We start from the raw sequence: 15,103 nt of genomic DNA, 5'->3' as shown, positions 1-15,103 counted from the left end.
CCACCGCGTTAAAATTGCCCGATTGCATCCATTTTCGAGGCAATTACGACAGGTAAGAATGAGCGCTCGCCGCGCCTCGGGATAGCGACTAGGGCGGAACGATGACGGGACAGATCACCACGGTGGAGCGGGCATTCGAACTGGCGAGATCGGGCGCCTGCAACTCGGTCAACGACTTGCGGCAACGGCTGCGACGCGAGGGATATGATGCGGTGCATCTCCACCTGCACGGCGCATCGATCAACAAGCAGCTCGTCGACCTGATCCACGCCGCCAAGGGCTGACGGCTCCCGGCAATGATGCGCTGCGGTGTGCCGCGCGCGGCCCGCCATCCCGACGAGCCGCGCAGTGCTGGTCACTTCTGTGCGAGCAAGGTCGTGTTCGGCATATTGAGTCCGAGGGCCGACCATTGCTTGGCGGTCTGACACGTCGTGCGACCGATAATGCTGCCGGTCGCTGCGACTTCGGTCAGGCAATATTTCTGCGTCTTCGCGTCGTATTTCAGCGCGGTCTTCTGCGGCGACGAGGCTGGTGCCGCGAAGGCGGGTGCACTGGCCACGAGAACGGTAGCAAGCGCGAAGCTCTTCAGGATGATCGAGGTCATTTCGGCGTCCTTCACTGGTGTAGGCGCACCCGGTTGGGCGGCATCTTGACCAATGCACCGACCATGCCAGTTGCATAATACAGTGCCACACCGCGATGAAGCCGTTCGAATTGCCTGGTTTTCCGCCAGGTCGTATTGGTAGAGCTCGGGTATGACCGGGCGAAACTCACACTATTAGTTGGTGAAAACCGCGAAAACTTGGGGAAGGTGAAGTCGCCTCGCGGCCCGGTTGCCGTTTCTCGTTAAACGAGGACGGGCGCAACCCTAGCTGATCGTGGGATCGGCTCATGCAGGGCGGGCAGAAGACATCCGCGCACGCTGCGGAATCGTCAGCGTTCCAGCAGTCGCGGCATCAGTTCGACGAAGTTGCAGGGGCGGTGACGGCTGTCGAGCTGGTCGCGCAGGATGCCGTCCCAGCCGTCCTTCACCGCGCCGGTCGAGCCCGGCAACGCGAAGATATACGTGCCCTTCGACACGCAGGCGCACGCCCGCGACTGGACGGTCGAGGTGCCGATCGTCTGGTAGCTGAGCATGCGGAAGAGTTCGCCGAAGCCGGGGATCATCTTCTCGGCGACCTGCTCGATCGCCTCGGGGGTCACGTCGCGCCCCGTCACGCCGGTGCCGCCGGTGGTGATCACGCAGTCGACCTCGGGATCGTCGATCCAGGCATGCAGTCGCGCGACGATCGTCTCGACGTCATCCTTCTCGATCCGACGGTCGGCGAGCAGGTGGCCGGCCTCGGTCAGCCGTGCGACCAAGGTATCGCCCGAGCGATCCTCGGCCAGGCCGCGCGTGTCCGACACCGTCAGCACGGCAATGCGGACTGGCAGGAACGTCCGGCTCTCATCGATCGGCATGACCCTAGTCCGCGCGCGTAACGGTGGTGGACTGCGGTCCGATGCTCGCATTGACCGCAACCGTCGCCTGTAGCGGCGTCACGTTCGGGTGATATTGGGTGTACGGCTTGGCGGCCATCCGCACCGCGGTCGCCCCCGGCAGGCCGGGGAAGCGCGGCCACATGCCCTGCGCCAGCGCATTGCGGCTGGTCGATGCCTTCTTGCCGCCCTGCGCCTCGTACATCCAGTAATTGCGCAGCACGGTGGTCACGTAGCCGCGCGTCTCCCAGTACGGGATGCTCTCGATATACAGCAGCGGATCGCCATTATCGTGGACGATCGCGTTCCAGTCGCCGACCGGACGCGGCCCCGCATTATACGCCGCGATCACCTTGGGCAGCAGCCCGCCGGTAACGCCGGCCATGTCGCGCAGTCGCTCCAGATGGCGCTGGCCGATCGCCATGTTGGTCGACGGCTTGGTCAGCGCCTTCATGTCGATCGCGGTGCCGCGCTCACGTGCGAAGTCGGTCGCCGCCGCGGGCATGATCTGCATCAGGCCGTAAGCGCCGGCGGGGCTCTTCACGGTATTGCGGAATCGCGATTCCTCGAGCGTGTGCGCATAGACCAGCGCCTTGTCGATGTGCCAGCCGCTGTCGGGCGTCCAGTTCGGCGTCGGATAGCGCGCCTCGGCGGTCGACGTGACGCCCTGCGGGCAGTTATGCGCGAGGAACACGGTGGTCGCGGGCAGGCTCAGCGCCTCGGCGACGCGGACCAGGTTGCTGAATTCGCGCGGGTCGCCGATCTTGGCCTGCTGGCGGATGACCGTATCGGCCAGATCGGTCTCGCCAACCTCGACCAGCGCTGCGGCGACGCGCACGTTCGGGCGCTTGCCGACGACCTTCCAGTCGCTGGCGACGAGCCCGCCGACCGACGTCCCCTTGTCCTTCATCGCCAGTTGCTGGCGTGCGAGCTGGCCGTAGAAGCTCTCGCTGAACTGCGCCGCCGCCTTCAGCCGACCCTCGATCTTGTCGGGGCGCGAGCACACCATGTCCGCGCGCGACGCCCAGTACAGCGCCGCTGCGCGAAGGTCGACGTCGCCCGCCCGCGCTGCGACGCCCTCGAACCCGGTCTCCGCATTAGCGCAATCGTTCTGCCGCCATGCCGACAGCGCGCCGACCCAGCGACCCTGGACCGCCCAGTCGCCGACGCCGTCCTGCGCCTTCGCGGCCATCATGCGCGCGTTCGAATCGTCGCCCTGGAGGAAATAGATCCAGGCGATCTTCTGCTGCCACTCGGTCAGCGCCTCGGGGGTGAGGCCGGGCGTGCTTTCGAGCAGCGACTGCGCCTCGCGGCCCATGTCCGCCTTGACGTAAGGCTGCATCTTGATCGCCAGATCCGCGGCGATCATGTCGCCCTTGAGGCTCTTCGCGCGGACGCGACGCGGCGCGCCGTCCTGCCAGATCAGCCGCTGCGCGACCGGTAGCGGGGGCAGGCCGACCGCACCGCGCAGCGCCGCGAGACGCGAGATCTGCTCGGCTTCGGGCAACTCGGGCGCTTCGTTGAGCAACGCGACGAGCGGTTCCATTTCGACCTTGGGCGAGCCCTTGGCCGTGTACATCTCGGCGCGCGCGATTGCGTGCAGCGGGCCGGGCTTCATCGTGTCGAGCCCGATCTGCGCGTCGGTCCACTTGCCGTCGCGGATCGCCGCGAACACCGTCTTGTACGCCTCGCGCTGGCCGGCATCGAGCTGGTCCGGGATCTGCTCCAGCGTCGGCGCGCCTACCAACTGCGTCGAGCCAAGCCTCGCATCGCCGGCAGGCTCATTCGCGACGGTCGCAGCCAGCGCCGGGAGGCGGAGGGCGCTCAGCCCGAGAACGATAGCAAGAGTCCGAATCATCGTGCGCCCTTTTGCGACATCTGTTCGCCCATCAGCATCTGCAAATCCTTCCAGGCCTCAGCCTTGGCCGCGGGCTTCTCGATCAGAAACCGCGGATGATAGCTCGCGACCACGCTCGTCATATCCGACGCGTCACCGGCCTTCGTTTGTGCAGTCTTATGGTTAAACCCGTGCAAACGCCCACGCGCTGCCTGTAATTCCGTCCCGAGGATCGCACGGCTCGCCGCATTGCCGAGGATCAGCAACCGCTGCGGCGCGACCAAGCCGATGTGATGCTTGGCGATTTCCGCGAGCCGCTCCTCGACCTCGCTCTGGATCCGCCCCGCCGTCGGCCGCTTTGCGCAGACCGCCGCAAGGTGGACTTCGTCGCGCGTCAGACCGATCGCGGCGAGCATCCGGTCGAGCAACCGCCCCGATGCGCCGCTGAGTAATGCGCCCGCATCGCCGTCATCCCGGTCCGGGCAATCGACAAGCACCATGACCGTAGCGTCAGCGGGCCCGATCGCCGCCAGCGAAACCCCGCTCCAGTCCGCCTCGGGGACCTGCGCGCCGCTTCGCCACGCGAGGAAATCCGCCAGCAGGAGCGGCATCGCGGACGGCGCGACGACCGGCGCGGCAGGCGTAGTCGCAGGCACGACCAACGGCTCCGGCGCGGCAAACCAGTCGCGCGGGACGTCGCCGACCAGCGTGTCGACGCCAGCCTCGTGCCACCAGTCGAGCGCGCTCGCCGCGGCGTTTCGCCAGTCGATGGTTTGGTCCGCCCCCACAAGGTAACCTATGCTGCACGGTTGACGTGGCGGTCAACTCGCGCAATCGCCATATTGGACAAGACGGTGCCGGCCCGAGCCCGAACGAAGGGCAGGGGCGGATAGACTGGGCTATAGGGGACATCCCCCGGGAGACGATGATGACGACACGTGAATCGATGCCCTATGATGTGGTGATCGTCGGCGCAGGCCCGGCGGGGCTCTCGGCAGCGATCCGTCTCAAACAGATGGCAGCCGAAAAGGACGCGGAGATCAGCGTCTGCGTGCTCGAAAAGGGTTCCGAAGTCGGCGCGCATATCCTGTCGGGCGCGGTCATCGATCCGAAGAGCCTCGACGAGCTGCTGCCCAATTGGCGCGAGGATGGCTGCCCGCTCGCCGAAGTGCCGGTGACCGAGAACCATCACTGGATCCTCAGCAAGACGAAGAAGAGCGAGATGCCGCACTTCGTCACGCCGTCGTTCATGCACAACAAGGGCACCTACACCGGCAGCCTCGGCAATCTGTGCCGCTGGCTCGCGGGCAAGGCGGAAGAGCTCGGCGTCGAGATCTTCCCGGGGTTTGCCGCCGCCGAAATCCTGTTCAACGACGACGGCTCGGTCAAGGGCGTCGCGACCGGCGACATGGGCGTTGCGCGCGATGGCACGCACAAGGGCGACTATACCCCCGGCCTCGAACTCCACGCCAAATACACCTTCTTCTCGGAAGGCTGCCGCGGCCACCTGACCAAGGAACTGATCCGGACATTCGACCTCGCCAAGGACAGCGATCCGCAGGTCTACGGCCTCGGCATCAAGGAACTCTGGGACATCGATCCCGCGCTCCACAGCCCCGGCCGCGTCATCCACACGCAGGGCTGGCCGCTGACCGAGACCGACGGTTCGAACGGCGGCGGCTGGATCTATCATCAGGCGAACGGTCAGGTCTCGATCGGCTTCGTCACATGGCTCAACTACACCAACCCGCATCTCTCGCCGTTCCACGAGATGCAGCGCTGGAAGACGCACCCCGAGATCGCCGCGCTGCTCAAGGGCGCCAAGCGAGTCAGCTACGGCGCACGCGCGATCAGCGATGGCGGGCTGCAGTCGATCCCCAAGCTCGTGATGCCCGGCGCGGCACTAATCGGCGACAGCGCCGGTTTCCTAAACGTGCCGCGGATCAAGGGTACGCATACCGCGATGAAGTCGGGCATGATGGCCGCCGAGGCCGCGGTCGAGGCGATCGTCTCGCAGCGCGGCCATGACGAACTCGCCGCCTATCCAGCGGCGTTCGAAAAATCGTGGGTGAAGAAGGAGCTGTCGGTCGTCCGCAACGTCGTGCCGCTGGTCAAGAAGTTCGGCGATCTGGTCGGTTCGGGGCTTGCCGGCGTGACGATGTGGCTCGAGCATCTGGGGATCAAGGTGCCTTTCACGATGCACCATCATCCCGATCATGAAAGCCTGTGGCGCAAGGATCTGGTCAAGCCGATCGCGTATCCCAAGGCCGACGGCGTCCTCACCTTCGATCGCCTCTCGTCGGTGTTCATCTCGAACACCAATCACGAGGAGGATCAGCCGGTCCACCTGACGCTCAAGGATCCGGCGGTGCCGATCACCTACAACCTGCCGATGTATGACGAGCCTGCGCAACGCTATTGCCCGGCCGGCGTTTACGAGGTGGTGGGCGTCGAAGAAGGCGATCCGAAGTTCGTCATCAACGCGCAGAACTGCGTCCACTGCAAGACCTGCGACATCAAGGACCCGACCCAGAATATCAACTGGGTCGTACCCGAGGGCGGCGGAGGCCCCAATTATCCCAACATGTAAGCCCGTATTGCTCGCACTTGGTCTCGTCCTGGCGGCTCCCGCAACGGCTGGCGCCACGGCCGGGACGAGTGATCTCTCCGCGTATCTGAAAGCGCGCGCTGCCGACGCGGCGGGACGACCGGACCTCGCCGCCGCCAGCTATGCCAGGGTGCTGACGGCATCGCCCGCCGATCCCGTCGTCGCGATCCGCGCTTACCGCGAAGCGCTCGAGGCGGGCGACATGGCGCTCGCCACGCGCGCCGCCGCGGTCCTCGGCAAGGCGGGCGTTGCCCCCGCCGATGCCGCGCTGCTCCCGCTCGCCGACGCCGCGCGACAGGGCGATACCAAGGCCGCGAGTGCCGCCATCGCCACGCTCGCCGCCGGGCCGCTCGTGGTCCTCGCGCCCTCGCTCTACGCCTGGGTTGCGCACGCCGAAGGCCGCGATCCCGAACCGTCGCTTGCCACCGCCGCGAAGGACCCGGTCGCCAGCCGCTTCGCCGCCGAAACCCGGACGCTGATCGCCGCGGCGCCGGCCAGACAACCGCTCGCGATCGGCGTCTCGCGTCTGCTCGCGCGCCTCGCCAGCGACCTCGCGGCGGGCGAACCTTCGCCGCTGTCGATCGCCCTGACGCAGGCCGCGCTGCGCGCCGACCCGCGCTACGACGGCGCGCGCGTGCTCCTCGCCGACGCGCTTGCGCGCACCAAGATCGTCGACCGCGCGCTCGCCGTCCTCGACGAGATCGACCCGAAAGGCCCCTCCGCCGTGGCCGCCGCCGCCGAGCGTATCGACATTCTCGCCAACGCCGACCGCGACGGCGAAGCGCTCGCCGCCGCCAAGAACCGCGTCGACCAGCCGGGGGCGGGAGCCGCCGACTGGCAACGCTATGCCGATCTGCTTCTGACCACCGGCAACCCCGCCGAGGCGGCCACGTATTATCAGCGCGTTATCGCCGCCGACGGCGACACGGGCGGCAGCTGGGCAGCGTGGCTGCAATATGGCGGCGCGCTCGATCAGGCCGGGCGCTGGCCCGAAGCCCGCGAGGCGCTCGAAAAAGCCGTCGCGCGCGGCCCTGCGCAGCCGCTTGCGCTCAACTATCTCGGCTTCGCGCAAGTCGAGCATGCCGACGACATCCCCGCCTCGATCCGGCTGCTCGAACGCGCCACGCGCCTCGATCCGACCAATGCCTCGATCACCGATTCGCTGGGGTGGGCCTACCATCTCTCCGGCGACACCGCGCGCGCGCTGCCGCTGCTCGAAACCGCCGTGCAGGCCGAGCCCACCAACGCCGAAATCGCCGACCACTTGGGCGACGCCTATTGGAGCGTCGGTCGACGCTACGAAGCCCGCTACGCCTGGCGCGCCGCGGTGCTGACCGCCGAACCCAGCGACACGGCGCGGCTGACCGCCAAGATCGCCAACGGCCTTCCGCCGAAAGCGCGCCGCTGACCTGCTCTCTTATCGGGAACGGCCCGCATCGCAGCTATGCGCAGGGTGAGGGCGATGCGAACGGCGGGAGTGACCATAACGACGCCCGCACTTGGCCCGCCCCTCGCCCAGACCTCGCCATGTGCGCGCCCCCCCTCCGTCATCCTGACGAAAGTCACGACGCAGAGTAACGAACGCTGCCGTGCCTGGCTGTGGATCCTGACTTTCGTCAGGATGACGGATGTTGGCGATTACGTCGCACAGCGTTGCCAGGGCCCCTCCGTCCGCTAAGCCAGTCCCCGACCCGCCAAACCCCGAGACCCCCGATGCCCGCCACCACCGAACCCGCGCCTGCGAAGATCAACCTGGCGCTCCACGTCCGCCACCGCCGCCCCGACGGCTATCACGAGCTCGAAACGCTCTTCGCCTTCGCCACCGATGGCGACACCGTCACCGTCGAAGCCGCGCAGACCAACAGCTTCACCATCACCGGCCCTTTCGCCGCTGCGCTCCTGACTCCCCCCGACACTACCCCGGCGGAGGCCGGGGCCCAGTTGGGGGAGGGTAATGACGACACGCCACGCGCGTCACACACGGTCGTGGGCAATGCCCCTTGGTACGGCAACCTCGTGACTGCCGCCGCCGACGCCTTCACCGCCGCCTTCGCCCCGAACGCCCGTCACGCGATAACGCTGGAAAAGCACCTCCCCATCGCCTCGGGCATCGGCGGCGGCTCGGCCGATGCCGCCGCTACGCTCCGCGCGCTTGTGCGCCTCCACGGTATCGCCGCCACCGATGCGCGCCTGCACGCCATCGCCGCGAAGCTCGGCGCAGACGTCCCCGCGTGCCTAGCCAACCGCACCACGCTCGGCACCGGCAAGGGCGACACCCTTACAAACCTCGAAGGCCTGTCCGGCACGCCGCTTCTCCTGGTAAATCCCGGCGTCGCGGTCTCGACCGCCGCCGTCTTCAAGAATTGGGACGGGCAGGATCGCGGTCCGATCCCCGAAGGCGACCTTCTCACGCGTGCAACGGCAGGCCGCAACGATCTGGAGCCCTCCGCGCTGGCGTCGGCCCCGGTCATCGCTGACGTCCGCGCGCTGCTCGACGCGGCGCACGACGTCCTGCTGTCCAGAATGTCCGGCTCCGGCGCCACCTGCTTCGCCCTTTTCGAGACCGCCGAAGCCAGGGACGCCACCGCAACCGCCGCACAAGCCCGCGGCTGGTGGACGCTCGCCACGACGCTCGCCTGGTTCACCTCTCACTGCGCTCCGTCATCCTGACGAAAGTCAGGATCCAGAGCCACGATCGCAACCGCTCCTCCTGGACGCATCTCAAGCGCGCCGATCAAGTCGACCGCTGCGAACCCATGCCCGAGCAACCCGAGCCGTTCTCGACCAAACTTTCCCCAGCCCATCGCGTCATCCCGGACTCGTTCCGGGATCCACCATGCAGCGCATCCGCAGATGTCGAGTATGCAACTCGGTGGCTGCTACGAAACCCGGCCCTTTTTGCACAAACCCGATGTTCCGCACTTGTTCCAGGAGAACAAAGAGAATACATGGCGTTTGACGCGTTGAATGGCACGCGCGCTTGCTTTAGCGATGGGAGCTTATCAATGGCCGCTAATCTGAAAGTGATCGACACCGGCATGGCAACCGCAACCAACGACCGCCAGAAGGCGCTCGACGCCGCGCTCGCGCAGATCGACCGCGCGTTCGGCAAGGGCTCGGCGATGCGCCTGGGTTCCAAGGAAACGATGCAGGTCGAGGTCATCTCGACCGGCTCGCTCGGGCTCGACATCGCGCTCGGCGTCGGCGGCCTGCCGCGCGGCCGCGTGATCGAGATCTACGGGCCGGAAAGCTCGGGCAAGACCACGCTCGCGCTCCACGTGATCGCCGAGGCGCAGAAGGGTGGCGGCACTGCCGCGTTCGTCGATGCCGAGCACGCGCTCGACCCGGTCTATGCCAAGAAGCTCGGCGTCAACATCGACGAGCTGATCGTGTCGCAGCCCGATACCGGCGAGCAGGCGCTCGAGATCGTCGATACGCTCGTCCGCTCGAACGCGATCGACGTGCTCGTGGTCGATTCGGTCGCCGCGCTCGTGCCGCGCGCGGAAATCGAGGGCGAGATGGGCGACAGCCATGTCGGCCTCCAGGCGCGCCTGATGTCGCAGTCGTTGCGCAAGCTGACTGGCTCGATCAGCCGATCGCGCTGCATGGTGATCTTCATCAACCAGCTGCGCATGAAGATCGGCGTGATGTACGGCAACCCGGAGACGACGACGGGCGGCAACGCGCTGAAGTTCTACGCCTCGGTCCGCCTCGACATCCGCCGCATCGGCGCGATCAAGGCCGGCGAAGAGGTGACGGGCAACCAGACGCGCGTGAAGGTCGTCAAGAACAAGGTCGCGCCGCCGTTCAAGCAGGTCGAGTTCGACATCATGTATGGGCAGGGTGTCTCGAAGCTCGGCGAGATCCTCGATCTCGGCGTGAAGGCAGGCCTCGTGGAGAAGTCGGGCGCGTGGTTCAGCTACGATAGCGTCCGTCTCGGTCAGGGTCGCGAGAATTCGAAGACCTTCCTCAAGGACAACCCCGAAACCGCCGACCGCCTCGAAAAGCAGATCCGTGCGCGCACCGACAAGGTCGCCGAGGAAATGATGGCCGGCCCCGAAGACGGCGACGACGTCTAAGTCCACCCGTCTCCCCGACAGGAAACGGGGGGACCCCTTCACCCTCTCCCCTCGGGGGAGAGGGAGGGACCCATTGCCCTTGCAATGGGAGGGTGAGGGCGTGCGAGGAACGGCACCGCCTCCAAACCCGCCCCCACCCCGGCGAAGGCCGGGGCCCAGGTGGGAAGGCCTATCAAATCGAGCCCCCCGACACCCCAATGTCGGGCCAACAGCGCGGAGACCCTGCGCAACTGGGATGGCTTTTCAAATCAACTGCCACGACAACCCAAGTTCGCGCCACCCGGGCGGAGGGCTAGCCCCGCTGAGATGGCCTACAAAATCTCTTGCCATGACAACCCGAGTCCGCACCACCCCGGCGGAGGCCGGGGCCCAATCGGGATTGCCTCGCAAATCGAATGCCGCGACACTCCAAGCTCGCGCTACCTGGACGGAGGCCGGGCTCAATTGGCACGGCCTCTCAAATCAACTGCTCAGACAACCCAAGTTCCGGCGTGCGCTGCAACCGCCAATATATCCCAGCGCTCCCACTCCGATCTTCTCCCGCGAAGGCGGGAGCTCAGACTGGATCCCCGCCTTCGCGGGGAAACAACGATGCGCGAACTACCGCGGCGGCAGAAATCGCTCGACGCAGAACCCGCGCGAGCGTCTATACTTTCTATACTTCACTCCCCCAACGCCCCCGAACCCCAAGCATGAAGCGCCCCGCTGATGACCACAGGCTTTGACTGGACTGGCAGGATTGGCGACGTCTGGGCCGAGGAATGGCGCCGCACCGATCGCAGCTTTGCCACCCTCACGCCGCATCTGAACGCCGCGATCCTCGCTGCCGCCTCACCCCAAACAGCCAACGTCATCGACATCGGCTGCGGCGCGGGCGCGACCACGATGGCCACCGCGCACGCCCTCCCGAACGCGACCGTCACCGGGATAGATCTCTCCCCCACGCTGATCGAGACCGCCCGGCAACGCGCCGGCGACCAAACCAACGCGCAGTTCGAATGCGCCGACATCACCGTCGCCGCTGCGCACCACGCCCCGGTCGATCTCTACGTCTCGCGCCACGGCGTCATGTTCTTCGCCGACCCCGTCGCCGCCTTCGCCACGCTCGCCGCCGCCGCCGCGCCGGACGCGACCCTAGTCTTCTCGTGTTTCGCCGAGCGCGCCGCCAATCGCTGGGCCACCGAAACCATTGCCGCTACCGGTGGCGACGCGGACGCGCCGGCGACGACCGCGCCCGGCCCGTTCGCGTTCGCCGACCCCGGCCATGTCGCCGATATCCTCGCCAACGCGGGCTGGCATGCAGAACCGCCGCGCCGCATCGACTTTGCCTATCGCGCCGGCGGCGGGCCCGACCCGGTCGCCGACGCGGTCGACTATTTCCGCCGCATCGGCCCCGCGGCATCCGCGATCCGCGACTCGGCGCCCGAGGAACGCGAGCACTACATCGCGCGTCTCACCCAAGTCTGTGACCGTCACCGCATCGACGACACGGTGGAATTTCCCGCCGTCGCCTGGATCTGGACGGCGCGCACCGCGGCCGGATAAGCGCGTCGGCGGGATAGAAGAGCAGGGGAGCCAGCATGATCATCGTCCACCACCTCGAAAACTCGCGATCGCAGCGGATCCTGTGGATGCTCGAGGAACTCGGCCTCCCGTACGAGATCAAGCGCTACGAGCGGAACCCGCAGACCATGCTTGCGCCGCCCGAACTCAAGAAGGTCCACCCGCTCGGCAAGTCGCCGGTGATCGAGGACACCGATGTCGAAGGGGGCCAAGTCATCGCCGAGACCGGCGCGATCGTCGAATATCTCGTCGACAAAGCGGACGGCAAACTCGGTGCGCCCGCGAACCGCGCTGACGCGCTGCGCTACCGTTTCTGGCTGCATTACGCCGAAGGCTCGATGATGCCGCCGCTGCTACTCAAGCTCGTCCTCGCGCGCATCCCGATCATGGGCAAGGTCGCGGTCAAGAAGATCCAGCCGATGATCGACGTCCATCTCGACTATGTCGAATCCGAACTGGCGCAGCGCCCGTGGTTCGCCGGCAATGAGATGACTGCCGCCGACATCATGATGAGCTTCCCGCTCGAAGCCGCGCGCAGCCGCGGCGGCATGAACGAGTCCCGCCCAGCAACGATCGCGTGGCTCGCCAAGGTGCACGCGCGGCCGGCATATCAGGCCGGGCTCAAGAAGGGCGGCCCCTACGCATACGCGTGAGCTACTAGGTAACGCCTCCGCCTCTAACCTCCCGTCATCCTGGGCTCGACCCAGGATCCAGAGCCACCAGCGCGCCCGATTGTGGCTCTGGATCCCAGCCTTCGCTGGGATGACGGAGTTAGTTAAACTTTGGCAGCCTCAACCCTGACCCGGCCCGATCTTGTCGAAGCTGTCGATATTCGTCTTGGGCCCATGCCCGGTCGGTGCATGCGGAAAGTCCCGGTCGGCCGGCTCGCGCTCGTCGAGCCCGCCCTCCCATTTCGCGACGACCGTCGCCGCGACCGCATTGCCGATCACGTTGGTCGCTGAGCGCCCCATATCGAGGAAATGGTCGACCGCGAGGATCAGCAGAATCCCCGCCTCGGGGATCTTGAACATCGACAGCGTGCCGGCGATCACCACCAGCGACGCACGCGGCACGCCCGCAATCCCCTTCGATGTCACCATCAGCACGAGCAGCATCGCGATCTGCTGCCCGATCGGCATGTGGATGCCATAGGCCTGCGCGATGAACAGCGACGCGAACGTCATGTACATCATCGACCCGTCGAGATTGAACGAATAGCCCAGCGGCAGCACGAAGCTGGCGATCCGCGGCGGCACGCCGAACCGGTCGAGCGCCTCCAGCGTCCGCGGATACGCCGCCTCCGACGACGCGGCGGAGAAGGCGAGGATCAACGGATCGCGGATATAGCGCACTAGCAACCGAGTCCGCGGGCCGATCAGCACGAACGCGATCCCGATCAGCATCGCCCACAGCAGCGCGAGCCCCAGATAGAAGCACAGCATGAAATAGCCGAGATCGCCGAGGATGCTCGGGCCGCGCTCGGCAAGCGTCGCGGTCACCGCGGCGAACACCGCGAACGGTGCGAACCGCATCACGTAATTGGTGATCTGGAGCATCACCGCGACCAGCGCCTCGATCGCCTTGACCAGGGGGGCGGCCTTCTCGCCGACCGCGGTGATCGCCACGCCGACGAACACCGAGAAGACGACGATCTGGAGGATCTCGTTGTCCGCCATCGCCGCGATCATCGAATCGGGTACGATGTGCGCGATGAACTTGGCGAGATCGAACGCCGCGGCATCGACCCCGCTCGACGCGGTGGCCGGCGGGATCGCCAGCGCGAGGCCGACGCCCGGGTGAAGCAGATTGACCAGGATCATGCCGAGCGTCAGCGACAACAGCGACGCGCACACGAACCAGCCGAGACTGCGCAAGCCCACCCGCCCGAGCGCGCCGGTGTCGCCCATATGCGCGATGCCGACGACCAGCGTCGAGAAGACCAGGGGGGCGATGATCATCTTGATCAGCCGCAGGAACAGCGACGTCACGATCGAGAAATAGCCGGCAATGTCCTTCAGCCGCGCGGCCGAGGCTGCGGTGCCGTCGTCGATCGACGCGTTGACGATCCAGCCGACGACCAGACCCGCGACCAGCCCCAGCAAGATGTAATAGGTTAGCCGCTTGGCCATTAATCGCTCCCGAATTTCGTGCGCAAGGGAAGGGGATTGCGGCGCTCGGGTCAAGCACCCTATCGTCCGGCGATGTCGATGACCGCCTTTACGCCTTCGCGCCGCACGCTGCTCGGCCTCGCCGCCGCGGCGCCTTTGCTGTCCATTAGCGCACTCCTGCGCGCCGCCGAACCAGACCTTTCCGCGCTGTCCGACATCACCCGGACGGCTAAGCCGATCGATGCTACCGAGCGCGCCGCGCGGCTGGTCCGCGCGCAGTCGTTGATGAAGGCGGCGGGGATCGGTGCGGTGCTGATCGAGCCCGGATCGTCGATGATCTACTTCACCGGCGTCCGCTGGCACACCAGCGAGCGGCTGACGCTGGCGGTGATTCCGGTCGAGGGAACGCCGTGCATCGTCACGCCCTTCTTCGAGGAGCCCTCGGTGCGCGAGACGCTCGCCGTCCCCGCCGACGTGCGCGTGTGGCAGGAGGACGAGGATCCGCTGCGCGTCGTGGCCGGGTTCTTGCGCGACCGCAAACTCGCCGCGTTGCCGATCGGGCTGGAGGCCGACGTCCGCTATTTCGCCTATGCCGGTCTCGCGCGCGTGCTGCCGGGGGCGAGGATCGTGTCGCCCGATCCCGTTGTCCGCGCCAGCCGGATGATCAAGACGGCCGCCGAGATCGCGCTGATGCAGACGGCGACCGACGTCACGCTCGCCGCGTATCGCTGGACGCACGCACGCGTCGAGAAGGGCATGACCGGCCCGCAGATCGGCGCGCTGATGACCGCCGCGACGAAAGCACTGGGCGGCGCGCCCGAATTCTCGATGGCGCTGGTCGGCGAAGCGTCCGCCTATCCGCACGGCAGCCGCGAGATCCACCGCGTGGCCGATGGGCAGGTCGTGCTGATGGACTGCGGCTGCACCGTGCAGGGCTATCAGTCCGACGTCTCGCGCACCTGGGTGCACGGCGCCGCGACCGCCGACCAGCGCAAGACCTGGGATCAGGTTGCGCGCGGCCAGCAGGTCGCCTTCGCCGCTGCCCGGATCGGCGCGACCGCGGGCAGCGTCGATGATGCGGTCCGGCGGTATTACGATACGCTCGGCTATGGTCCGGGCTACACACTCCCCGGCCTGTCGCACCGCACCGGGCACGGGATCGGCATGGACGGCCACGAACCCGTCAACTTCGTCCACGGCGAGACGACTAGGCTGGCGGCGGGGATGTGCTTCTCGGACGAACCGGGGATCTACACGCCGGGCAAGTACGGCGTCCGGATCGAGGACTGCTTCCACATGACCGACGCCGGGCCGCGGTGGTTCAGCGAACCGCCTAGATCGATCGACGCGCCGATGGGCTAGGCACGCCCCATGAACAGCGCCACCGCCACTACCGCCGCCACCCCACCAACGCCACCACCCCGGCGAA

General features: G+C 66.9%; 13 protein-coding genes. 8 read left to right on the top strand and 5 right to left on the bottom strand.

All coding sequences use genetic code 11. The features are described 5' to 3' along the window. Positions 1-101: 101 nt before the first annotated feature. Entirely contained in the window at positions 102-284 is a 183-nt protein-coding gene (locus HMP09_RS07195; protein WP_176499803.1) for a hypothetical protein, read from the top strand. Positions 285-355: 71 nt separating this feature from the next. Here the strand turns inward: HMP09_RS07195 and HMP09_RS07190 are convergent, their stop codons facing one another. The 4 genes from HMP09_RS07190 to HMP09_RS07175 form a co-directional block, all read right to left on the bottom strand. Next, positions 356-604, bottom strand: coding sequence for a hypothetical protein (locus HMP09_RS07190; protein ID WP_176499802.1), 249 nt, complete (start codon positions 602-604; stop codon positions 356-358). A 329-nt stretch (positions 605-933) separates the two neighbouring features. Next, on the bottom strand, positions 934-1,461 hold the full coding sequence (moaB, locus tag HMP09_RS07185; protein ID WP_176499801.1) for a molybdenum cofactor biosynthesis protein B: 528 nt from the start codon (positions 1,459-1,461) through the stop codon (positions 934-936). Positions 1,462-1,465: 4 nt separating this feature from the next. Further along, on the bottom strand, positions 1,466-3,337 hold the full coding sequence (locus HMP09_RS07180) for a lytic transglycosylase domain-containing protein (RefSeq protein ID WP_176499800.1): 1,872 nt from the start codon (positions 3,335-3,337) through the stop codon (positions 1,466-1,468). Next, positions 3,334-4,104: a uracil-DNA glycosylase gene (locus HMP09_RS07175; protein ID WP_176499799.1), complete on the bottom strand. Its 771-nt coding sequence runs from the start codon at positions 4,102-4,104 to the stop codon at positions 3,334-3,336. Before HMP09_RS07175 ends, HMP09_RS07180 begins: the two co-directional genes overlap by 4 nt. 140 nt (positions 4,105-4,244) lie before the next feature. Here HMP09_RS07175 and HMP09_RS07170 point away from each other — a divergent pair, with 140 nt between their 5' ends. From HMP09_RS07170 to HMP09_RS07145, 6 genes are all read left to right on the top strand, one after another. Next, entirely contained in the window at positions 4,245-5,906 is a 1,662-nt protein-coding gene (locus HMP09_RS07170) for an electron transfer flavoprotein-ubiquinone oxidoreductase (RefSeq protein WP_176499798.1), read from the top strand. 7 nt (positions 5,907-5,913) lie between these two features. Beyond that, positions 5,914-7,332: a tetratricopeptide repeat protein gene (locus HMP09_RS07165; protein ID WP_232090748.1), complete on the top strand. Its 1,419-nt coding sequence runs from the start codon at positions 5,914-5,916 to the stop codon at positions 7,330-7,332. Positions 7,333-7,637: 305 nt separating this feature from the next. After that, positions 7,638-8,594 (top strand): 4-(cytidine 5'-diphospho)-2-C-methyl-D-erythritol kinase, encoded by a 957-nt coding sequence (locus HMP09_RS07160; RefSeq protein ID WP_176499797.1) that lies wholly within the window; start codon positions 7,638-7,640, stop codon positions 8,592-8,594. A gap of 335 nt (positions 8,595-8,929) precedes the next feature. Beyond that, positions 8,930-10,003, top strand: a complete 1,074-nt coding sequence (gene recA, locus HMP09_RS07155) for a recombinase RecA (protein ID WP_176499796.1) — start codon at positions 8,930-8,932, stop codon at positions 10,001-10,003. A gap of 708 nt (positions 10,004-10,711) precedes the next feature. After that, positions 10,712-11,548, top strand: coding sequence for a class I SAM-dependent methyltransferase (locus HMP09_RS07150; RefSeq protein ID WP_176499795.1), 837 nt, complete (start codon positions 10,712-10,714; stop codon positions 11,546-11,548). Positions 11,549-11,583: 35 nt separating this feature from the next. Beyond that, entirely contained in the window at positions 11,584-12,219 is a 636-nt protein-coding gene (locus HMP09_RS07145; RefSeq protein ID WP_176499794.1) for a glutathione S-transferase family protein, read from the top strand. A 138-nt stretch (positions 12,220-12,357) separates the two neighbouring features. Here the strand turns inward: HMP09_RS07145 and HMP09_RS07140 are convergent, their stop codons facing one another. Next, positions 12,358-13,695 (bottom strand): dicarboxylate/amino acid:cation symporter, encoded by a 1,338-nt coding sequence (locus HMP09_RS07140; protein WP_176499793.1) that lies wholly within the window; start codon positions 13,693-13,695, stop codon positions 12,358-12,360. 72 nt (positions 13,696-13,767) lie between these two features. Between HMP09_RS07140 and HMP09_RS07135 the strand changes: the two genes are divergently transcribed. After that, positions 13,768-15,036: a M24 family metallopeptidase gene (locus HMP09_RS07135; RefSeq protein ID WP_443026452.1), complete on the top strand. Its 1,269-nt coding sequence runs from the start codon at positions 13,768-13,770 to the stop codon at positions 15,034-15,036. Positions 15,037-15,103: the final 67 nt, after the last annotated feature.

Origin of the sequence: Sphingomonas sp. HMP9, assembly GCF_013374115.1 — a bacterium.
Lineage (GTDB): Bacteria > Pseudomonadota > Alphaproteobacteria > Sphingomonadales > Sphingomonadaceae > Sphingomonas.
The sequence above is the reverse complement of the archived record's forward strand: the minus strand, read 5'-3'. Positions and strand labels throughout refer to the sequence as shown.